Source organism: Thermobispora bispora DSM 43833, assembly GCF_000092645.1.
In the GTDB taxonomy this organism is placed as follows: domain Bacteria; phylum Actinomycetota; class Actinomycetes; order Streptosporangiales; family Streptosporangiaceae; genus Thermobispora; species Thermobispora bispora.
This window is the reverse complement of sequence record NC_014165.1, coordinates 704,104-724,859: the sequence shown is the minus strand read 5'-3', so window position 1 is coordinate 724,859 and position 20,756 is coordinate 704,104. Positions and strand designations below refer to the sequence as shown.

General features: G+C 72.5%; 17 protein-coding genes. 7 read left to right on the top strand and 10 right to left on the bottom strand.

The annotated features are described in order from the left end of the window. Positions 1–11: 11 nt before the first annotated feature. Positions 12–413 carry a hypothetical protein gene (locus tag TBIS_RS03295; RefSeq protein WP_013130916.1) on the top strand — a complete coding sequence of 134 codons (402 nt, stop codon included), beginning with the start codon at positions 12–14 and terminating at the stop codon, positions 411–413. Positions 414–766: 353 nt separating this feature from the next. Here TBIS_RS03295 and TBIS_RS03290 read toward each other — a convergent pair whose 3' ends face one another. The 6 genes from TBIS_RS03290 to pcrA all read right to left on the bottom strand — a co-directional run bounded on the left by TBIS_RS03290 (position 767) and on the right by pcrA (position 9,421). Beyond that, the gene (locus tag TBIS_RS03290; protein ID WP_013130915.1) at positions 767–1,078 is read right to left on the bottom strand and encodes a hypothetical protein; all 312 of its coding nucleotides are present in this window, start codon (positions 1,076–1,078) and stop codon (positions 767–769) included. Positions 1,079–1,775: 697 nt separating this feature from the next. After that, entirely contained in the window at positions 1,776–3,359 is a 1,584-nt protein-coding gene (locus TBIS_RS19270; RefSeq protein ID WP_013130914.1) for a cell division protein PerM, read from the bottom strand. A 220-nt stretch (positions 3,360–3,579) separates the two neighbouring features. Beyond that, positions 3,580–4,455, bottom strand: coding sequence for a succinate--CoA ligase subunit alpha (sucD, locus tag TBIS_RS03280; RefSeq protein ID WP_013130913.1), 876 nt, complete (start codon positions 4,453–4,455; stop codon positions 3,580–3,582). Further along, on the bottom strand, positions 4,455–5,636 hold the full coding sequence (gene sucC, locus TBIS_RS03275; RefSeq protein WP_013130912.1) for an ADP-forming succinate--CoA ligase subunit beta: 1,182 nt from the start codon (positions 5,634–5,636) through the stop codon (positions 4,455–4,457). Before sucC ends, sucD begins: the two co-directional genes overlap by 1 nt. 538 nt (positions 5,637–6,174) lie before the next feature. Further along, complete coding sequence (locus TBIS_RS03270) at positions 6,175–6,870, bottom strand: hypothetical protein (protein ID WP_041431147.1); 696 nt, start codon at positions 6,868–6,870, stop codon at positions 6,175–6,177. Between the two features lie 190 nt (positions 6,871–7,060). Beyond that, complete coding sequence (gene pcrA, locus TBIS_RS03265) at positions 7,061–9,421, bottom strand: DNA helicase PcrA (protein WP_013130910.1); 2,361 nt, start codon at positions 9,419–9,421, stop codon at positions 7,061–7,063. A 6-nt stretch (positions 9,422–9,427) separates the two neighbouring features. Here pcrA and TBIS_RS03260 point away from each other — a divergent pair, with 6 nt between their 5' ends. Beyond that, positions 9,428–10,147, top strand: coding sequence for a PIG-L deacetylase family protein (locus tag TBIS_RS03260; RefSeq protein WP_013130909.1), 720 nt, complete (start codon positions 9,428–9,430; stop codon positions 10,145–10,147). Positions 10,148–10,495: 348 nt separating this feature from the next. Here the strand turns inward: TBIS_RS03260 and TBIS_RS03255 are convergent, their stop codons facing one another. The 3 genes from TBIS_RS03255 to TBIS_RS03245 form a co-directional block, all read right to left on the bottom strand. Beyond that, positions 10,496–11,236 carry a CPBP family glutamic-type intramembrane protease gene (locus tag TBIS_RS03255; protein ID WP_013130908.1) on the bottom strand — a complete coding sequence of 247 codons (741 nt, stop codon included), beginning with the start codon at positions 11,234–11,236 and terminating at the stop codon, positions 10,496–10,498. Between the two features lie 87 nt (positions 11,237–11,323). Continuing rightward, entirely contained in the window at positions 11,324–11,962 is a 639-nt protein-coding gene (locus tag TBIS_RS03250) for a response regulator (protein WP_013130907.1), read from the bottom strand. A 29-nt stretch (positions 11,963–11,991) separates the two neighbouring features. Then, a complete protein-coding gene (locus tag TBIS_RS03245) occupies positions 11,992–13,179 on the bottom strand; it encodes an ATP-binding protein (RefSeq protein ID WP_148231440.1) in 1,188 nt (395 codons plus the stop codon). Positions 13,180–13,468: 289 nt separating this feature from the next. Between TBIS_RS03245 and TBIS_RS03240 the strand changes: the two genes are divergently transcribed. Beyond that, positions 13,469–14,146, top strand: coding sequence for a PspC domain-containing protein (locus TBIS_RS03240; protein WP_158306173.1), 678 nt, complete (start codon positions 13,469–13,471; stop codon positions 14,144–14,146). A 146-nt stretch (positions 14,147–14,292) separates the two neighbouring features. Continuing rightward, a complete protein-coding gene (locus TBIS_RS03235; protein WP_041431145.1) occupies positions 14,293–14,766 on the top strand; it encodes a hypothetical protein in 474 nt (157 codons plus the stop codon). 291 nt (positions 14,767–15,057) lie between these two features. On the opposite strand, the gene TBIS_RS03230 is transcribed toward TBIS_RS03235, so the two are convergent. After that, positions 15,058–16,698, bottom strand: coding sequence for a GMC family oxidoreductase (locus TBIS_RS03230; RefSeq protein ID WP_013130905.1), 1,641 nt, complete (start codon positions 16,696–16,698; stop codon positions 15,058–15,060). A 324-nt stretch (positions 16,699–17,022) separates the two neighbouring features. On the opposite strand from TBIS_RS03230, the gene TBIS_RS03225 reads away from it, so the two are divergent. The 3 genes from TBIS_RS03225 to TBIS_RS03215 are packed head-to-tail and all read left to right on the top strand — an operon-like array spanning position 17,023 to position 20,728. Then, positions 17,023–17,499 (top strand): (2Fe-2S)-binding protein, encoded by a 477-nt coding sequence (locus tag TBIS_RS03225; RefSeq protein WP_013130904.1) that lies wholly within the window; start codon positions 17,023–17,025, stop codon positions 17,497–17,499. Beyond that, complete coding sequence (locus TBIS_RS03220; protein WP_013130903.1) at positions 17,496–19,868, top strand: xanthine dehydrogenase family protein molybdopterin-binding subunit; 2,373 nt, start codon at positions 17,496–17,498, stop codon at positions 19,866–19,868. Before TBIS_RS03225 ends, TBIS_RS03220 begins: the two co-directional genes overlap by 4 nt. Further along, on the top strand, positions 19,865–20,728 hold the full coding sequence (locus TBIS_RS03215; protein WP_013130902.1) for an FAD binding domain-containing protein: 864 nt from the start codon (positions 19,865–19,867) through the stop codon (positions 20,726–20,728). The genes TBIS_RS03220 and TBIS_RS03215 overlap by 4 nt, the downstream gene beginning before the upstream one ends. Positions 20,729–20,756: the final 28 nt, after the last annotated feature.

Below are 20,756 nucleotides of genomic sequence, written 5' to 3'. Positions count from 1 at the left end.
GCGAGGAGATCGTGACGACACCCCTGCCCATGACCCCCGAGATGGGAGGCCGCCGCGCGCTCGCGTTCGCGCTCATCGCGCTGATCTTCACGCTCCTGCTGCCCACGGCCGGATTGGTGCTCTCCCTCTTCAGCATCATGATCGCCATCCGCGACCTGCGCACCCTGCAGCTCGCCAAGCAGCGGCTGGGGATGGCGATCGGCGCGGTGGTGATCGCATCGATCGCCCTGCTCCTCGGCGCGGCCAGCGCAGCCGTCCAGTACTACTTCTCCGCTGAGCTGTCCGCCTACTACGAGTGCACCAAGGGCGCGGGAACGGTGGAGGCCCAGCAGGACTGCAACGACCAGCTCAGGCGCTCGGTGGAGAAGAAGCTGGGGGTGCCCCTCCCCCCGTCCTTCCCGTCTCTGCTGTGACGGCCGCTCACCGGTTCTCCTCCCCGTACGGCCCGGCCGCGAGGCGCGCCAGGCCGTACGGTGACCGGGCGCAGGCCCACGGCGGGCGGCCGGGACGCTGCGGGCCAGGCGACCGGAGAGGCGGGCCCGCCCGGGCGAGCCGGGAGGCGGCACCGGGAGGCGGGGCACGGGCGAACCGGGAGCGGGGCACGGGCCCCGCTGCGGCGGTGCCGCACGGCGCGGTCCGGGAATTCCGGACTCACGACACGATCGAATGAATCGCCCGCATCGCCGAACGAACCCAGACGTGACGGTGCCCGGCCGGCGAGAGGAGCCGGCCGGGCACCGTCATTCTGGGCGGGAGTTGAGGGGAGCTATGCGCAGTGCCACCGGATTCCCTGGAAATCCAGGCCCCTCGCCCACTGGTACCACTTGTAGTGGCGCGGGCGGAGGATATAGCACGGGCTGTCCGGACCGCGGCGCTTGACGGAGAAGGAAATGGTGTACCGGCAGTAATTGGTCACCCGGACGGTCTGGGTGACCCGGCCGACCTTATGGCTGACGTACGCGCACCTCGGCTTCTTCGCCGTCACGGCCGTTCCGGCGCTCGCCGGAGCGGCGGCGATCCCCGTCATCAGGAACGCCGTGGACAGAATGAGTCCGAGACGGCCGATGACCTTTGGCATGCGGCTTCCTTTCGGGGTTGAGCACTGAACGCCGTAGGCATTATTACCCCCAAGCGAAGATCAAGAATCGATTGATTTCGATTTTTGGGCCCACCGCCGCGGGCGTGCACCGTTGATTTCGCGGGAATTTCTACCATGTCCCTGAATCGCGATATGAGCGATTCATCACCCAAATGACGCGGATATCGCGCCTGATCCGGTATCCGGATCCCGTACGGGGCGGCGGATCGGCGCCGGTGCCGAGGTCACCCGAGCAGGCGATGAGGAGCAGGGGCCGGAGCCGGAGCATCCGTGCACCATCCGTGCTCCGGTGGACCGCGCACCCGAAGCGGGCATAGACGATCGGTACGCCGATCCCCCTCCGGATACCAGCACACCCGAGGCGGAGGACCGAAGGCCGCGATCGATCTCGCGCCCGCACGCGCAGACCCCGCGGGCTGACGTCGGGGCGGTCGCGGGGCGGCCGCCCCACGCCCGCACACGCAGGGGCCGCGGATCCTCGGCGTGAGAGCGTCAGCAACCGGTGGCCCGCGCCCCGCATGCGCGGGGCCCGCGTCTGTCTGAGCGCGGCACGTGCCGCCTTGATCGCCCGCGTCCCGCATGCGCGGGGCCCGCGGTCGGGCCCGGCCTCGGGGCGCGGCTGGCCCACCACGGCACGAGCCCCGGTGGATCATGCCGCCGCTCGGCGGCCCGGAAGCTAGTTCTTGTCCCAGGCGTACGGGTCGACGTAGATGACGTGGCCGCCGCGGTCGTCGGTCTCGTCCACGATCTCCGGGCGCCCGGGCTGCGCGGGCGCGATCCGGTTCGCCCGCGCGGCCTCCCCGGCGGTCCCGGCCACCGGGTCGCCGGCCCGGTCGTCCCTGATCACCGGCAGCGGCTGGGTGTCCGCCTCGGCGGCGTCGAGCCAGTGCCCGGGGAGCGCCCGGTCCCGGCCCCGGCGGAGCCGCCGCAGCACGGCGCGGAGCGCGGAGACGCGCTCCCGATCGGGTTCGCCGGCCGGGCGCCGCCCGACCAGCCACCAGTTCACGAAGCCCGCGGAGATGCCGGCCGAGACGCCCACCTCCAGGGCGACGGAGAACGCCACCTCCCACGCGGACGGGCCGATCACGGTCAGCCGCGCCCCGCCGAGCGGCCCGCCGGAGAGGAGCGCCAGCAGGCCAGCGGCCGCGCCCGTGGTCACGCCGCAGCCGACCCCCCAGAGCGGGGCGGCCTCGAGCGACGCCGTGGGCGCGACCCGCGCCACCACCACCCCGGCGACCACGCCGGCGGCGAACGGCACGGCCACCACCGTCAGCGCCCAGGCCGGCGCGGCGCCCGACGACGGGAGCGCCCCCAGCAGCGGCAGGCTGGGCACCGCGCCGAGCTTCACCCCGGTGGGGGCGACCAGGGTCCCGGCGCCGACCGCGAACCCCGGCCCGGCCATGTACGCCAGGCTCCAGATGGCGGCGTTCGCCAGGTAGAGCGCCTCGACGATGAGCAGCAGCAGCCCGCCGATGAACCCGGGGTCGAGGGCGTCGGTGAGCCGGCGGATCTCCCCGAAGCTGACCGTGATCGCGCCGAGCACGAGCGCCATGCCGGCGACGAGCATGATGCCGAGCGCGGCGGCCGTACCGAGCACGAGGGAGCGGGGCCGCTCGGGGAGGAGCCGGAGCATCGACCGCCACGGCCCGATCGTGCGCGCGGTGGCGATCGAGCCGGTGGCGAACGCGAGCGCGAAGTGGCTGATCAGCGCCTCGCCGAGGAACGGCTGCACCACCTCGTTCCGCGCGACGAGGGCGATCACCCCGGCGAGCATCGCGTACGGCGCGGCGAGCGAGACGCCCGCCTGGACGACGAGCACGAGCTGGGCGCGGCGGCGGGTGTTCTCGGCGTCCTCCGGCGACTCCTCGGATGACCGGACCGGGATGCGGACCCGGAGATCCGCGTCGCGCGCCATCCACAGCCCGGCCCGGTAGAGCAGGAAACCGGGCAGGGCCATCAGCCCGAGCGGGAGCATCCCGACCGCGCCGCCCGGGATGGCGAACCCGGTGTGGTGCGCGGCGAGCCAGATCAGGCAGGCGGTGCGGAACACCCCGGGGAGACCTTCGGCGAAGGCGCCGCGCGGGGCGGCCATCCAGCCGATCAGGGTGAGCGTGGTGAGGACGGCGAGGCCGACCCCGAGGGTCCAGACGGCGGCGAGCACGCCGGAGACGGGAAGCGGGCGACGGGCCTCCTCCTCGTCGCCGAGGCGCTGCAGAACGACGCGAGGGGCGTTCTTGAATTGGTCAAAGAGGACCGTCACATTACCCCATGGTGGCAGCCGGGGCCCGGATCGCCGGGGAGGCACGCCGATGTTCCGGCGAACCCGGCCGCCTCGCCGGGATCGAGACCCCGCGCCCGAGGCGAACGCCCGCTCCGGTGGCGGCCCGGCCCGCGGCACCCTGGCCCGGGCCGGTACGGGTCCGGTCCCTCCCCGCGGAGGCCCGGACCCGTACCCGAAGGCCGCGGACGGCGTCGTGCCGTCAGCGCGACTTGATGATCTCCCGTATGATGCGGGCGGTCTCGCTCGGGGTGCGGCCGACGCGGACGCCGACCTTCTCCAGGGCCTCCTTCTTGGCCTGCGCCGTACCGGACGAGCCGGAGATGATCGCGCCGGCGTGGCCCATGGTCTTGCCCTCGGGCGCGGTGAACCCGGCGACGTAGCCCACGACCGGCTTGGTCACGTGCTTCTCGATGAAGGCGGCGGCCCGCTCCTCCGCGTCCCCGCCGATCTCACCGATCAGCACGATCGCCTCGGTCTCCGGGTCCTCCTGGAACGCCTTGAGGGCGTCGATGTGCGTGGTGCCGATGACCGGGTCGCCACCGATCCCGACGCAGGTGGAGAAGCCGATGTCCCGCAGCTCGTACATGAGCTGGTAGGTGAGCGTGCCGGACTTGGAGACCAGGCCGATCGGGCCGGGGTTGGTGATGTCGGCCGGGATGATGCCGGCGTTCGACTTCCCGGGCGAGGCGATGCCGGGGCAGTTCGGGCCGATGATCCGGGTCTTGTTGCCCTTCGACACGGCGTAGGCCCAGAACTCGGTGGTGTCGTGCACCGGAACGCCCTCGGTGATCACGACGCAGAGCGGGATCTCGGCGTCGATCGCCTCCATCACCGCGGCCTTGGTCGCGGCCGGCGGCACGAAGACCACGGAGACGTCCGCGCCGGTCTCCGCCATGGCCTCCTTGACCGTGCCGAAGACGGGCAGGCCCTCGTGAATGATGCCGGCCTTGCGGGCGTTGACCCCGCCCACGACCTTGGCCCCGGCGGCGAGCATGCGGCGGGTGTGCTTCGTACCCTCCGAGCCCGTCATGCCCTGGACGATGATCTTGCTGTTCTCAGTGAGCCAGATAGCCATCAGGCACCTACCGCGGCGAGCTCGGCGGCACGCTTGGCCGCTTCATCCATGGTGTCCACCAGCTCGACGCCGGGCAGCGCGGCGTCGGTCAGGATCTTCCGCCCGAGGGCGGCGTTGTTGCCGTCCAGCCGGACGACCAGCGGCCGGGTCACCGCCTCACCGCGGCTCTCCAGCAGCTTGAACGCGGAGACGATCCCGTTGGCGACCGCGTCGCAGGCGGTGATGCCGCCGAAGACGTTGACGAACACCGACTTCACCGACGGGTCGGACAGGATGATCTGCAGGCCGTTGGCCATGACCTCGGCCGAGGCGCCGCCGCCGATGTCGAGGAAGTTCGCCGGCTTCGGCTGGCCCGGGAAGGACTCCCCGGCGTACGCCACCACGTCGAGCGTGGACATGACCAGGCCGGCGCCGTTGCCGATGATGCCGACCGAGCCGTCGAGCTTGACGTAGTTGAGGTCGAGCTCCTTGGCGCGGGCCTCCAGGGGGTCCTCCGCTGCCTTGTCGACGTACTTCTGGTGGTCGGGCTGGCGGAAGAGCGCGTTGTCGTCGAGGGTGACCTTGCCGTCGATCGCCCGCACCGCGCCGTCGACAGTGAGGATCATCGGGTTCACCTCGACGAGGGTGGCGTCCTCGTCGACGAAGACCGCCCAGAGCTTCTCGATGATGTCCACGGCGCCGTCGAGCGCCCGCTCGGGCAGGCCGCCGGCGATCGCGATCTCCCGGGCCTTCGCGCGATCCACCCCGGTGAGCGGGTCGATCGGCACCTTGGCCACCTTCTCGGGCGTCTGGCGCGCGACCTCCTCGATGTCCATGCCGCCGGCGGCCGAGCAGATGGAGAGGAAGGTGCGGTTCGCGCGGTCGAGCAGGAAGGAGAAGTAGTACTCCTCCGCGATCTGGCTCGCCTCCTCGACCAGGACCTTGCGGACCGTGTGGCCCTTGATGTCCATGCCGAGAATCTGCTGCGCCTTCTCGTACGCGTCGTCGGGACCGTCGGCGAGCTTCACGCCGCCCGCTTTGCCGCGGCCCCCGGTCTTGACCTGCGCCTTGACAACGACTCGGCCGGTCAGCGTCTCGGCCGCCGCGCGCGCCTCCTCCGCCGTGTGCGCGACGATGCCGCGTGGTACTGGGATGCCGTACTCCGCGAAGAGTTCTTTCGCCTGATGTTCGAACAGGTCCACGAGGGTCCGTCCCTAAGTGATGTCGAGGCCAGGCGCCGTCGTCTCGCCCGGCGACTTCCGCGCATGAAGAGTAGCCCCCGCCCGCAGGTGGCCGGGCACGGGGTCCCTGATCGGGAGCCGGGGTGACGGCCGTCGTGACTTCCATCTTTTCACGTGCCGCGGACCGGAACGTCCGCCGCTCCCACCGCCGGACACCGCGATCTCCTCGAGGTCCGGGACACCGCCGCCTCCGCGCTAGCGGACACGGACGCCGGTCTGGATCGACGGCCCGATACCCGCGCGGCCACCGAATCCCCGGCCTGGAATCCGCACGGACGTCCGGTATGCGGGAAACCCTCATGGCGCGCGATCGCCTGACAGCGGCCTATACCCGCACCACAGACTCTCGCCGAAGCTGACCGAAATTCCACCGCCGGTCCGGCGCTTTTCACCCGGATTCACTTTCGCGGCTTTTCCCAGCTCATCACGCTCTATGAGCACGGGGGAGGAATCCGCACCACCGCGATGATCAATGCTGGTAGAACTCTTCCCACCGCTCTCATTCGGCGAGAGCGCCAGAGAGGAAACCATTCATGAAGCGATTCTCGGCCGTCCTGGCATGCGCGGCGGCGGCCGTCGTCTTCGCCCCCGGCCCGTTCACCCCGCGCACGCCCGGGCGACGGCCCGCCCGGCCGATCCCGTGGCGGCGTTGCGGAGGCAGTTCATCACCGGGCGCGGGATGACGTTCATCGACCGGACCTCGCTCCGAGGCGGCGAGGTCTTCTTCCGGCGCACGGGGAAGTTCCAGTTCGGCCCGCGCGGCGTGACCGCCTCGGACATGACCGGCGAGTTCCACGTCAAGGCGAGGGACCTCGAGCTGTTCTCCGAGGATGTCCGGTCCTGCTTCCGGCCCGAGCAGGCCATCCGCATCGGCAGGACCGTACCTCAAGGGCGGGCTCATCTCCGGCTTCCTGCCCGCCGGCAAGACCTGGCTCAAGTGGCCCGGCGGTCCGGCGGCCGGCTTCACCGGCAGCCTGGGACAGCCGATCAACATCACCGAGCCGGGGACGTTGCGGACGCTGATCTCGCGCGCCACCAAGGTCAAGGGCGTCTGCCGGGGCACGATCACCTTCGGCGAGCTGTGGAAGACGTCGAAGTGGTTCCGCGACGTGCGGGTGAACACGAAGCCGAAGGCCGCCGAGGCGAAGACCGAGATCGACCACAGGCTGTACGTCGACGGCCGAGGGCAGATCACCCGCCTGGTCAGCTCCTACGACGACGCCGACCTTGAGTCTCGGGTGACCACGGACACCGTCTTCTCCGGCTGGGGCAGGCGGGTGTCCATCAAGCCGCCCGCCCGTGGCACGGTGGCGAACCTCACCGAGCTCGACGTCGACACCGGCGAGCTGCCGACTCCGGTGACCATCGGCCAGCCCGCGGCCCGGCTAGAGCTTCTCGATCGGCGCGTAGGCGAGGAGCAGCGTCTTCTCGCCTGCGCCGCCGAAGTCGACCGTGGCCCGGGCCTTCTCGGCCACCCCGTCCACGCTGATCACCGTGCCGACGCCGAACTTCTCGTGCGCGACCCGGTCGCCCGGCGCCAGGGCGGGGATCGGGCGGGCGCCCGGCCGGGCCGGCCCGGCCGTACGGGACCGCCCGGGCTCCCGCCGCTCGGTCGCCGCGGTCCACGGGGTCTTGCCCGGGTCGGTCCGCCACTCGATCAGCTCGGCCGGCACCTCGTCGAGGAAACGCGACGCCGGGTTGAACGAGGGGGCGCCCCAGGCGGAGCGGACCACCGCGCGGGAGAAATAGAGCCGCTGCTTGGCCCGGGTGATGCCCACGTAGGCGAGCCGGCGCTCCTCCTCCAGCTCCTTGGGGTCGGTCATGGAGCGCTGGTGCGGGAAGACGCCGTCCTCCATGCCGGTGAGGAAGACCACGGGGAACTCCAGGCCCTTGGCGGTGTGCAGCGTCATCAGCGTGACCACCCCGCCGTGGTCCTCCCCGTCCGGGATCTCGTCGGCGTCGGAGACCAGGGAGACCTGCTCGAGGAAGCCGACCAGGCCGCCGTCCGGGTTGGCCGCCTCGTACTCGGCGGCCATCGAGACCAGCTCCTTGATGTTGTCGAGCCGGTTCGCGTCCTGCGGGTCGTCCGACTCCTCCAGCTCCACCCGGTAGCCGGTGGCGTTCGCCACCTCCTCGACGAGGTCGCGCAGGGGGAGCTCCCGGGCCCGCAGGTCCTCGATGAGCGCGACGAAGTCCCGGATCGCGTTGAGCGAGCGGGTGGCGAGGCCGGGGGCCTCCTGGGCCCGCTTCAGGCCCTCCCAGAACGGGATGCGCTCCCGGGCGGCGAACGCCTCGATCATCGCCTCGGCCCGCTCGCCGATGCCGCGCTTGGGCACGTTGAGGATGCGGCGCAGCGACACGGTGTCGTTCGGGTTGACCAGGATCCGCAGGTAGGCGAGCAGGTCCTTGACCTCCTTGCGGTCGAAGAACCGCACCCCGCCCACGATCCGGTACGGCAGGCCCGTACGGCTGAAGACCTCCTCGAACACCCGGGAGGCGGCGTTCGTGCGGTAGAACACGGCGACGTCGCCGGGCTTGATCCCCTCCTCGTCGGCGAGCCGGTCCACCTCCTGCGCGACGAACAGCGCCTCGTCGTGCTCGTTGTCGGCCACGTAGCCGACGATCTTCGGCCCGGGGCCCTGGTCCGACCAGAGGTTCTTCGGCTTGCGGCCCTGGTTGCGGGAGATCACCGCGTTGGCGGCGTCGAGGATCGTCTGGGTGGAGCGGTAGTTCTGCTCCAGGAGGATGGTCCGGGCGTCGGGGAAGTCGCGCTCGAACTCGAGGATGTTGCGGATGGTCGCGCCGCGGAACGCGTAGATCGACTGGTCGGCGTCGCCCACGACGACGAGCTCGGCCGGGTCGGCGACGCCCTCCCGCACCACGTCGCCGTCCACGGTGCGGACCTCGGGGCGGCCGACCAGCTCGCGGACGAGCACGTACTGGGCGTGGTTGGTGTCCTGGTACTCGTCGACCATCACATGCCGGAACCGCCGCCGCCAGTGCTCCGCCACCTCGGGGAAGAGCTGGAACAGGGCGACCGTCTGCATGATGAGGTCGTCGAAGTCCATCGCCCCCGCCTCGGTCAGCCGCGTCTGGTAGATGCGGTAGGCCTCGGCGAGGGTGCGCTCCAGGTGGGTCTGGGCGCGCGACGCCGCGGTCTCGTGGTCGATCAGCTCGTTCTTGAACGCGCTCACCTGCGCGGCGAACGAGCGCGGCGGGTACCGCTTGGGGTCGAGGTCGAGCTCACGGCAGACCATCGCCATGAGCCGCTGCGCATCGGCCTGGTCGTAGATCGTGAAGTTGGTCGGGTAGCCGAGCCGCTTCGCCTCCCTGCGGAGGATGCGCACGCAGGCGCTGTGGAAGGTCATCACCCACATGAGCTGCGAGCGCGGGCCGACCAGCCGGTCGACCCGGTCCCTCATCTCCCGCGCCGCCTTGTTGGTGAACGTGATGGCGAGGATCTCCGCGGGGTGGACCCGCCGCTCGGCGAGCAGATAGGCGATGCGATGCGTGAGCACCCGCGTCTTTCCCGAGCCCGCGCCTGCGACGATCAGGAGCGGGCTTCCCTGGTGCAGGACGGCCTCCCGTTGCTGCGGGTTGAGGCCGTCCAGCAGAGGATGGGTGACTGCTCGGGTGGACACGTCCTTAGAGTAAGGCGGTCCAATGACAACCGAAGACCGATGACCGCCGCACGCGCCGCGGGCTTCCCGCTCCCGGTGGCGGTGCGCGCCGGACGAAAGGGGCATTAGCGCATGCTCGATGAGGCCGCCATCCGCAAGGTGCTCGTGGTCGTCGCGCACCCGGACGACATCGACTTCGGTGGCGCGGGGACGATCGCGAAGCTCACGGACGCCGGGGCCGAGGTGGTGTACTGCCTGGTCACCGACGGCGAGGCCGGCTGGCCCGACCACGAGACCCCCGCCGAGAAGATCGCCGCCACCCGCCGCGCGGAGCAGACGGCGGCCGCCAAGTGCGTCGGCGTCTCCGATCTCCGGTGGCTCGGCTACCCCGACGGCGCGGTGGAGTACTCCCTCGAGCTGCGCCGGGCCATCACCCGGGTGATCCGCCAGGTGCGGCCCGACCTGGTCATCACCTCCACTCCGGAGCGCAACTACGCCGCGATCGGGCCCAGCCACCCGGACCACCGGGCCGTGGGCGCGGCCACCCTCGACGCGGTCTACCCGGACGCGCGGAACCCTCGCGCCTTCCCCGAGCTGATCACGGAGGAGGGCCTGGAGCCGTGGACCGTGCGCGAGGTCTGGCTGTCGGGCACGATGACGCCGAACCGCTACGTCGACGTCACCGCGACCGTGGAGCGCAAGATCGCCGCGCTGCGCGCCCACGAGAGCCAGACCTCCCACATCCCCGACCTCGCCGGCATGGTCAAGGGCTGGCTCAGCGCGAACGCCCGTGCGGCCGGGCTGCCGGAGGGGTCGTTCGCCGAGGCGTTCCACGCCGTGGTAACCGCCTGACACCCGCCATGGTCACCTGCTGACGCCCGGCTGTGCCGTGGTCACCGCCCGATGCCCGGCCGTACGGCACCGCCCGGCTCTTCCGGACGTGACCGATCATCCCCATCGGCACGGCGCCTCCGCAGGTGACCGCGCGCCCCGGACGCACGGGCCGCGCGGCTCTTCCGGACGTGACCGATCCCCGTCTCGCGGCCCCGGACCTCTGCGGGTGACCGCGCGTCCCCGGCGGCACGGCACCGCGCGCGGCGGTTCCCCGTCCGGCCCGCTCGACCGGGGTGCGCCACCGCGCCGGCCCACCGGCCCTGTGCCGTACGGCGGCGCGGGCGGCCATCCCGGCCGGGCCGCCGGTCAGGCGGGCCGGCGTACCTGTGCCGAGAGGTGGGCGGCCAGGTAGCCGAGGGAGTTCGTGGCGAGGTGGAGCAGGGCGGGGGCGAGCAGCCCGCCGCGGCGGCGCAGCTCGTGGAAGAGCACACCGGCCGCGGCCGTGGTGACCACGGTGCCGGCCACCAGGCGGGCGGTGCGGGCCCGGCCGTCCCCGGCGTCCGCGCCGGCCGGCCCGTCGGCGCCCGCTGAACCGCCGGCCAGCCGGCCGAGCGCCGGGTTGGCCTTCGCCATGTCGACGGCGGGGAGGACGTGCCACAGCCCGAACAGGGCGGCCGAGGCGGCGGCCGCGGTGGGCCCGGGGAGCACCCGGCCGAGCAGGGCGGGCAGCACGCCGCGGAAGCCGATCTCCTCCAGCAGCACGGTGCCGACCGGGACCTGGACCAGGGCCTCCTCCAGGAGGCGGGCGCGGGACAGCCCGAGCGCCCGCTGGTCGTGGAAGAACGCGCGGGTGTGCGGGATCGCGACGCCGGCGGCGTACCCGGCCGCCACCGCGGCGGCGAGCGCGCCGCCCAGCGCGGCGCCGCGCCGGGCGCGCAGGAAGCCCAGCTCCGGCCAGGTCACCCCGTGACGGCGGACGATCACCAGCATCGCGGTGAGCGCGGCGGCCGAGGTGACCGGGGCCATCCGGCGCGCGACCCGGTTGTTGAGCACGTTGGCGACCGCGAGCACGCCGAGGCAGCCCGCCAGCGGGCGCAGTGGCTTCACCCTCGTCCCCCCACGTCGTGCGCACTGCCGCTGCTCATACCCATGGTGGCCGGGCCGACACGGTGCCGGGCCGGGGACACGCCGGGGTCACACGAGCCGCCGGGCGCTGGCCCAGCGGGACAGCTCGTGGCGGTTGGAGAGCTGGAGCTTGCGCAGCACGCTGGAGACGTGCGTCTCGACGGTCTTCACCGAGATGAAGAGCTCCTTGGCGATCTCCTTGTACGCGTAGCCGCGGGCGATCAGCCGGAGCACCTCGCGCTCGCGCTGGGTGAGCGAGTCGAGCTCGGGGTCGATCGGCGGTGCCGGGGTCGAGGCGAACGCGTCGAGCACGAACCCGGCGAGCCGGGGCGAGAAGACCGCGTCCCCGTCGGCCACCCGGTGGATCGCGTCGGTCAGCTCCGGCCCGCTGATGGTCTTGGTGACGTAGCCGCGGGCGCCCCCGCGGATCACCCCGATCACGTCCTCCGCGGCGTCGGACACCGACAGGGCGAGGAACCGGGTCGGGATCCCGGCCTCGCGCACCCGGCGCAGCACCTCCAGGCCACCGCCGCCCGGCATGTGCACGTCGAGCAGCACCACGTCGGGCCTGAGCTCCTCGATCGCCTTGACCGCCGAGTCGACGTCCCCCGCCTCCCCGACGACCTGGATCGACGGCCCTAACTCCGCGCGCACGCCCGCCCGGAACAGCCGATGATCATCGACGATCAGCACCCGTACGGTCTTCATCGACTCCCTCACCGCCCGCGCCGCCCGGGTCACGGGCTCCGCTTCATGGTCAGCACGACCTCGGTGCCCTCACCGGGGGCGGTCTTGATCTTCGCGCTTCCGCCGTTACGTTCCATCCTGCCGATGATGGACTGCCGGATGCCCATCCGGTCCTCGGGGATCTCGTCGAGCACGAACCCCTTGCCCCGGTCCCGGATGAACACGGTCACCTCTTCCGGCTCCACCTCGGCGTAGACGGAGATCACCGGGGCGCCGCTGTGCTTCGCGGCGTTCACCATGGCCTGCCGCGCGGCGTGGAGCATGGCGACCAGCCTTTCGTCCAGCTCGCAGTCGCCCACGCAGACGACCTCGATCTTCACCCCGTGGGTGTCCTCCTCCTCGGCCGCGATCCGCCGCACCGCGGCGGCGAGCATGGTGTCGTCGCCCGGCTTGGGCTGGTAGAGCCAGGCGCGCAGCTCCCGCTCCTGCGACCGGGCGAGCCGCAGCACCTCGCGCGGATCGTGCGCGTTGCGCTGGATCAAGGTGAGGGTCTGCAGCACCGAGTCGTGGATGTGCGCGGCCATCTCGGCCCGCTCCTCCTGCCGGATGCGCTCGGTGCGCTCCCGCTGCAGCTCCCTGATGAGGGAGGCGAGCCACGGGGCGGTGATCATCAAGATGCCGCCGACGACCACGGCGCTGAACACCAGGCCGGTGCGCGCCCGGGCCAGCTCACCACTGGCGGCGAGGAAGCCGATCGCGCCGACCACGACGAGGATCACGCCGATCGCGGTGCGCAGCCAGCCCGTGCTCACCTGCCGGACCGCGCCGCTCACCAGGCGCTCCCGCCGCCCGGGATCGGCCTGCTGCCACATGATCAGCGAGCCGATCCCGCCGACCGCGATCGGCCAGAAGCCGAGGCCGCCGCCGATCAGCCAGCTCAGCACGACCATGACCAGCCACAGCACGCCGTACGCGACGACCTGCCCCCAGTCGCGCCGCGGCTCCGGGCCATGGACCTCTTCCTTGGGGGTGAACATCCACAGCGCCACGTACGCGACGAACCCGAGGCCGTCGACGAGCGTGAGCAGGACGAAGGCGAGCCGCAGGACGACCGGATCGAGCCGTAGCTGGGCCGCGGCCCCCTGCGCGACACCCGCGAGGACCCGGCCGGCCACCGGCCTCACCATCCGCGGGCACGCCTTGGGCGCGGTCGGCATCTCGTACATCTCGGACAGCATCGTCACATGCCACGGCTCTGATCGCATCCGGGCCGGACCCTGACCGGTCCCTGATCCGGCCGGACGGGGGCACGGCCGGCCGGGGCCCGGTACGCCGGGGGACCGCATGGCCGCCGACGTGCGCGAACGGCGGCGCCGCGAGGGCAGGGCCGCCGCGCGCCGCGGCCCCGGCGGCGGCATCGGGTACGGCGCGGCGGCGGGCGTCCTGAGCCGCCCCGGGCCGGGCTCCGGGATGAGTCAGGGGTCTCCCGGATTCCGCGGCGCGGCGGGCACCGGTGAGGATGGAGGCATGCCCGAGGTACCGACCGCACCCTCCCACGCCCCGGCGGGGCCGGAGCCCGGCCGGGTGCTGCGCCGCCACCGGGACGGTGGCCTCTTCACCGGCGTGTGCGCCGGCCTCGGCAGGTACACGGGGATCGACCCGGTGCTGTTCCGCGTGGGGTTCGCCCTGCTGGTGCTCGCCTCGGGCACCGGGCTGCTGCTGTACGCCTCCGCGTACCTGCTCATGCGGCAGCCCGACGAGAGCCCGAGCCACCTGGAGCGGTGGACCCGCCGGCAGTTCGACGCCGAGACCGTGCTCGCGCTGCTCGGCGCGGTGTTCGCGTTCGGCGTGCTCCTCAACGTGGCGTCGGGCGGGATCGACCGCGGCACGATCGTGATCGGCACGCTGCTCGCCCTCACCCTGCTCGCCGCGCACGCCCGCGGGGTCGACCTGCTGGCCCTGGCCAAGTCGATGCGGGAGCGGGCCCTGCGGCACGGGGTGCCGCTCGCCACCGGCCGGGGCGACGCGCCGCCACCGCCTCGCCCCGGCGCGTATCGCCGGCCGGGCGCCTGGTACGTACCGCGGGGGCCGTACCACGCGCCGCGGGACACCGGGCCCGCCGGGCCGGAGCACGGCGGTCCCGCCGCACCGCCCGCTCCGGACCGGCCGCCGGACCCCGCCGACCCGGCGGGTGGTGGCCGATGAGCCCGCCCCTGACGACCCCGTCGCCGGTCCTGCCGCGCCCGGCGCGTGCCGTCGCGGCCCACCGAGGCCGGCACCACGGCGATCACGCACCGGAGCGCGCCGCCCGGCTCCCTCGCCTTCCGGCTCACCCTGACAGAGGAGGACGCATGGTCACGGTGCAGCGGTCGGCCGGCGGCTCGACCGGCCTGCCGCTCGTCGGTGGCGCGCTCACCGCGCTCGCGCTCCTGATGCGGACCGCGGCGGCCCGGGTTCCGCGGATCGGCTCCTGCACCTGGCGGCCGGGGAGCGCCGCCGAGGTGCGGGAGAGCTACGCGGTGCACGCCGGTGCGGGCACGCTCGACCTGAGCCGCGTGCCCCTGGCCCCCGGCGGCAGGATCCGCTGCCGCGCCGAGGTCGTGCTCGGGGAGCTGACCGTGATCGTCCCTCCGGAGGCCCGCCTCGAGGTGCACGGCCGCGGCCGGATGGGCGAGCTGCTGATCGACCACAAGGTGCACAGCGGCCTCGGGGTCCGGGTCGAGCGGGTGGTGCCGCCGGCGGCGCCGGGCGAGGGTGAGGCCGCCACGATCGAGCTGCATCTGGCCGCGCGGATCGGGGACGTGGTGGTCCGCCGGGCGGCCTGATCCGGCCGGCTCGGGGAGCCAGCGGCCCGGACGCCGGGCCCGCTAACCGCCGATCAAGCCCCTCCCGGGCAACGCCGGCCCGCTCACGGCCACCGATCGGGCCCGCTACCGGACGACACCGGGCCCGCTCACGACCGGATCGAGCTCGCTCACGACCGGATCGAGCCCGCTCCCGACGCCGGCGAGACCCGCTCCCCCGCCGATCGAGCCCGCTCGAGGAACCGCTCGGCCTCTGCCCGCGTAGGCCCGGCCGGGCCCGCCGCGCCGAGGCCGATCGGTCCCCCTCGCCGATCAGGCCTTCTCGCGGATGAAGTCGGCGACGCGTTCCCCGATCATCACCGCGGTGGCGGCCGGCCCGCGGCTGGGCACGTCCGGGAGGATGGACAGGTCAGCGATCCAGAGGCCGTCGATGCCGTGCACCCGGCCGTACTGGTCCACGACCGCCTCCGGGTCGCCGGCCGGGCCCATCTTCGCGGTCCCGGCCGTGTGGAAGGCGGTGCCGATGTGCCGCCGGGCCCAGGCGTCGAGCAGCGCGTCGTTGTCGAGGGTCTTCCGGTCGATCTCGCCGAACCTCTTGACGTACGGCCGGAACGCCTTCGACCGCAGGAGGCCGGCGGCGACGCGCAGGGCCTCGCGCATCCGCTCCCGGTCCCGGGCGGTGGTGAGGTAGCGGTGCCGCAGCCTCGGGTGCACGTCCGGATCGGGCGAGACGATGGTGAGCTCCCCGCGGGACTCGGGGCGCTGGAGCGCCACGACCAGGTTGAGCCCGGCGCTGTGGAGCAGCTGGTCGAGGTTGCGCTTGAGCGAGGTGCCCATCATGCCCCGCAGGGTGGCGAGCGGGTGCGCGGCCATGGTGAGCAGGCCCTTGCCCGCGGGGCCGAAGACCGCCCGGCCGAAGGGCCGCAGCATGGGCAGGATCTCGAGGTCGCCGGACGTGGCGGATCCGGACGCGGTCCAGTGCAGCACCCCTTCGAAGAGCCGCGGCAGCCAGGGATCGTCGAGCCGGCGCCTGGGCACCCAGTTGAAGAGGATGTCGGGGTGGTCGGTGTACCCCTTGCCCACGCCGGGCAGGTCGTGCCGGACCCGGATGCCCGCCCGGCGGAGCTCGTCCGCGGGGCCGATGCCGGAGAGCAGCAGCAGGTGGGGTGACTTGATCGCGCCGGCGCAGAGCACGATCGTGCCGGCCCGGAACACGGTGGTCCGCCGCCCGGTGCGCGCCACCACGCCGATGGCCCGGTCGCCGTCGAGGATGATCCGGTGGACGACCGTGTTCCCCCGGACGGTGAGGTTGGGCCGGCTCTCGCGGACCGGGCTGAGATAGGCGAGGGCGGTGTTCATCCGCACCCCGTCGACCGCGTTCTGCGGCAGCGGCCCATACCCCTCATTCGACGTCATGTCGTTCTTATCCGGCTCATACGAGAAACCCAGCTCTTCGGCGGCCTCGTAGAACGCGTCGGTGACGGGTGAGAGATTTTCGGTCACCCGGTTCACCGGCATGGGCCCGCTGGAACCGTGCCCCGGGGCATCGCCGTAGGTGAGATCTTTTTCCAGCCTGATGTAGTAGGGCAGGATCTTCTCATAGGACCATTCGTGGTTTCCGGCGGCGGCCCACCGGTCCGCGTCGGTTTTCCGGGCCCGCACGAAGTACGCGCCGTTGAGCGCGGTGGAGCCGCCGAGAATCCTGCCGCGCGCCATTGAGCAGCCGAGTTCCGGAGTGAGCTGCGCGGTGAACGCCCAATTGTTCGGGTGGCCCGGCATCGCGGCCGACATCATGCTCGCCGCGATGAGCTCGGCCGGGTAGTCCTGACGCCGCCGCGCGTCCGGCCCCGCCTCGAGGAGCAGCACCCGCAGGCCGGGGTCCTCGCTCAGCCGCACCGCCAGCGGCACCCCCGCCGCACCGCCACCGACCACGATCACGTCGAAGCTGTCCACTGCGACGCCTCCCCGACCAGCGGAATAGGCACATTAAGGGCATCTGTGTTCTTTTGTTGCGGTCTATCACTAAACCACGGCGCGCGTTGATGATCAAGGTTTCCGGACGGCCGTTCGCGCCGATACCGATTCCCCACCGGACGTGACGGCTTTCCGGCGCGGGGCCATATCACCGCACGAATTCCGCGGCGTCCGGGGCCCGAGATCGGCGCCCGCCGCGGCCCGAAACACCCGAGAGTTCTGGGAACGATGCAACTGGGGGGTTGACCAGACGGCACCGGAGCGTACCGTCACGGATATCACCGCCGCGTTGGGGAGGACCCTATGCCCCGAATAACCGTGACCGTTGACGGCATCACGTACGAGCAGGAGGTGGAGCCCCGGCTGCTCCTCGTCCATTTCCTCCGGGATCACCTCGGGAAGACCGGCACGCCGATCGGCTGCGACACCAGCAACTGCGGCGCCTGCACGGTCCTCATGGACGGCAAGAGCGTCAAGAGCTGCTCGGTGCTCGCCGTCCAGGCCGACGGCAGCGAGATCGTGACGATCGAGGGCCTGGCGAGCGACGGGAACTGGCACCCCATGCAGCGGGCCTTCCACGAGGAGCACGCGCTGCAGTGCGGCTACTGCACTCCCGGAATGATCATGGCGGCGATCGATCTGGTCCGGGAGAACCCCGACCCCACCGAGGACGAGATCCGGCAGGGCCTGAAGGGCAACCTCTGCCGGTGCACCGGGTACTGCAACATCGTCCGCGCCGTACGGCGGGGCGCTGAGGAGATGCGGGTGGCGGCGCGATGACCGAAGTGCTCACCGAAGAGCGGAAAGAGACCGGCCGGGAGATCGGCAGAGCCCGGCGGCGCAAAGAGGACGCGCGGCTGGTCACCGGCCGCACGAAGTGGACCGACAACATCCAGCTCCCCGGCATGCTCCACGTGGCCTTCCTGCGCAGCCCGATGGCGCATGCCCGGATCACCAGGGTCGACACGTCCGCCGCCCGCAACCGGCCCGGCGTGGTGGCAGTGTTCAGCGGCCAGGACTTCGCCGGCGAGCAGGGCAGCCTGCCGTGCGCCTGGCCGGTGAGCGAGGACATCGTCATCCCCGAGCACCCGCCGATGGCGGTGTCCACGGTCCGGTACGTCGGCGAGGCGGTCGCGTGCGTGGTCGCCACCGACCGGTACAAGGCCGCGGACGCGCTCGAGGCGATCGAGGTCGACTACGAGCCGCTCGAGCCCGTGCTCGACATGACCGAGGCCCTCAAGGAGGGCGCGCCGAAGGTCCACGAGGCGGGCAACAAGGCGTTCACCTGGAAGTTCGCCCAGGGCGACATCGAGGCGGCGTTCCGCGACGCGCCCGTGGTCCTCGAGCGGACCTACGTGCAGCAGCGGCTCATCCCCTCGGCCATGGAGCCGCGCGCGGTGGTGGCGACCACCGACGGCGATCAGTACACGCTCTACTCGGCTACCCAGATCCCGCACATCCTCCGGGTCATGCTCGCGCTCACCACCGGGATCCCCGAGCACAAGCTGCGGGTGATCGCCCCGGACGTGGGCGGCGGGTTCGGCTCCAAGCTGCAGGTGACCGCCGAGGAGGTGCTCTGCCTGCTCATCGCCCGCCGCCTGGGCCGGCCGGTGAAGTGGACCGAGTCGCGGTCCGAGGGCAACCTCACCGTCCACCACGGCCGCGACCAGATCCAGCGGGTGAGCATCGCGGCCGAGCGCGACGGGCGGATCCGCGGCCTCAAGGTCGACCTGCTCGCCGACATGGGCGCCTACCTGATGCTCGTCACCCCGGGCGTCCCGCTGCTCGGCGCGTTCATGTACAACGGCATCTACAAGATGGACGCCTACGACTTCACCTGCACGGGCGTCTTCACCACCAAGATGCCGACCGACGCCTACCGGGGCGCCGGCCGCCCGGAGGCGACGTTCGCGATCGAGCGGCTCATGGACGAGCTCGCCGCCGAGCTGGGGATCGACCCGATCGAGCTCCGCCGGCGGAACTGGATCAAGAACACCGAGTTCCCCTACACCACCATCGCCGGCCTCACCTACGACTCCGGCAACTACGAGGCGGCGACCGAGCGGGCGCTCGCGCTCTTCAAGTACGACGACCTGCGGGCCGAGCAGGCCGAGCGGCGCCGGCGCAAGGATCCGGTCCAGCTCGGCATCGGCGTCTCCACCTACACCGAGATGTGCGGCCTGGCGCCCAGCCGGGTGCTCGGCAGCCTGTCGTACGGCGCGGGCGGCTGGGAGCACGCCGAGGTCCGGGTCCTCCCGACCGGCAAGGTCGAGGTGGTGACCGGGAGCAGCCCGCACGGCCAGGGGCACGAGACCGCGTGGAGCCAGATCGTCGCCGACGCGCTCGGCGTGCCGTTCGAGGACGTGACCGTCCTCCACGGCGACACCGCCTCCTCGCCCAAGGGCATGGACACGTACGGCTCCCGCTCGCTGCCGGTGGGCGGGATCGCGCTCCTCCAGGCCTGTGAGAAGGTGAAGGAGAAGGCGCGCCGGGTCGCCGCGCACCTGCTCGAGGCGAACCCGGAGGACATCGAGTTCGCCGACGGCCGGTTCCAGGTCCGGGGCACCTCCGCCTCGAAGACCCTGCAGGAGATCGCGCTCGCCACGTTCGCCGCGCACGACCTGCCCGACGGGTTCGAGCCGCGGCTGGACGCGGCCGCCACGTACGACCCGGAGAACTTCTCGTTCCCGCACGGAACCCACCTGTGCGCGGTGGAGGTGGACACCGAGACCGGCGCGGTCACCATCCGGTCGTACGTCGCCGTCGACGACGTCGGCCGGGTGATCAACCCGCTGATCGTCGAGGGCCAGGTCCACGGCGGCATCGCCCAGGGCATCGGGCAGGCCCTGTTCGAGGAGGCCGTCTACGACGGGCAGGGCAACCTGCTCACCACGACCATGGCCGACTACCTGCTGCCGTCCGCGGCCGACCTGCCCGGTTTCGTCACCGACCGGACCGAGACGCCCGCGACCACCAACCCGCTCGGGGTGAAGGGCGTCGGTGAGGCGGGCACGATCGCGTCCACCCCGGCGGTGGTGAACGCGATCGTCGACGCGCTCCGCCCGTTCGGGGTGCGCGATGTGCGGATGCCGTGCACGCCGGAGCGGGTCTGGCGGGCGATCCGGGAGGCGGAAGGAGCTCAGGCATGATCCCTGCGTCGTTCGGGTACTTCCGCCCGGCCTCGGTGGAAGAGGCCGTGGCCACGCTCAGCGAGGCCGGTGAGGACGCCAAGGTCCTCGCCGGCGGGCAGTCGCTGCTGCCCCTGCTCCGGCTCCGGCTCGCCTTCCCGGCCGCCCTGGTCGACGTGGGCCGGATCCCCGAGCTCCGGGGCATCGAGGACCGGGGCGACCACCTCTACATCGGGGCGACCACCACGCACCACGAGGTGATGAACTCCCCGCTGGTCAAGGAGCACTGCCCGCTGCTCGCGCAGGCCACCGCGACCGTGGCCGACCCGGCGGTACGGCACCGCGGCACGTTCGGCGGCTCGCTCGCGCACGCCGACCCGGCGGGCGACCTGCCCTCGGTCGCGCTCGCGCTCGGCGCCGAGCTGGTGCTCCGGTCACCGTCCGGGGAGCGGGCCGTCCCCGCCTCCGGGTTCTTCGTCGACTACCTGGAGACGGCGATGGAGCCGGCAGAGATCCTCGTGGGCGTCCGGGTGCCCAAGCTGGGCCCGGGCTGGGGCTTCCACTACGAGAAGTTCCAGCGCACGGCCCAGGCGTGGGCGACGGTCGGCGTGGCGGCCGCGGTCCGGCGGTCGAACGGGACCATCGAGGAGGCCCGGATCGGGCTCACCAACATGGGGCCCACCCCGGTCCGGGCGGCCGCCGCGGAGGAGGCCCTCCGGGGCGTGGAGATCGGCGACGACGCCGCGCTGCGCGCGGCGGCCGATCGGGCGGACGAGGGCACGGAACCACCGGCCGACCTGCACGCCCAGCCCGACTACCGCCGGCACCTGGCCCGGGTCCTCACCCGCCGGGCCGTCCTCGCGGCCGCGCACCGCGCCTGAGCGGGCGGGCCCACATTCGGAAACGGAG

Excerpts from the sequence above, each read along its gene's own strand:
- TBIS_RS03290 (WP_013130915.1), bottom strand. The coding sequence starts at position 1,078 with ATGCCAAAGGTCATCGGCCGTCTCGGACTCATTCTGTCCACGGCGTTC.
- sucD (WP_013130913.1), bottom strand. The coding sequence starts at position 4,455 with ATGGCTATCTGGCTCACTGAGAACAGCAAGATCATCGTCCAGGGCATG.
- TBIS_RS03250 (WP_013130907.1), bottom strand. The coding sequence starts at position 11,962 with ATGAAGACCGTACGGGTGCTGATCGTCGATGATCATCGGCTGTTCCGG.
- pcrA (WP_013130910.1), bottom strand. The coding sequence starts at position 9,421 with ATGCCCCTTTCGTCCGGCGCGCACCGCCACCGGGAGCGGGAAGCCCGC.
- TBIS_RS03240 (WP_158306173.1), top strand. The coding sequence starts at position 13,469 with ATGCCCGAGGTACCGACCGCACCCTCCCACGCCCCGGCGGGGCCGGAG.
- TBIS_RS03215 (WP_013130902.1), top strand. The coding sequence starts at position 19,865 with ATGATCCCTGCGTCGTTCGGGTACTTCCGCCCGGCCTCGGTGGAAGAG.
- TBIS_RS03220 (WP_013130903.1), top strand. The coding sequence starts at position 17,496 with ATGACCGAAGTGCTCACCGAAGAGCGGAAAGAGACCGGCCGGGAGATC.
- TBIS_RS03245 (WP_148231440.1), bottom strand. The coding sequence starts at position 13,179 with ATGCTGTCCGAGATGTACGAGATGCCGACCGCGCCCAAGGCGTGCCCG.
- TBIS_RS03225 (WP_013130904.1), top strand. The coding sequence starts at position 17,023 with ATGCCCCGAATAACCGTGACCGTTGACGGCATCACGTACGAGCAGGAG.
- TBIS_RS03235 (WP_041431145.1), top strand. The coding sequence starts at position 14,293 with ATGGTCACGGTGCAGCGGTCGGCCGGCGGCTCGACCGGCCTGCCGCTC.
- TBIS_RS03260 (WP_013130909.1), top strand. The coding sequence starts at position 9,428 with ATGCTCGATGAGGCCGCCATCCGCAAGGTGCTCGTGGTCGTCGCGCAC.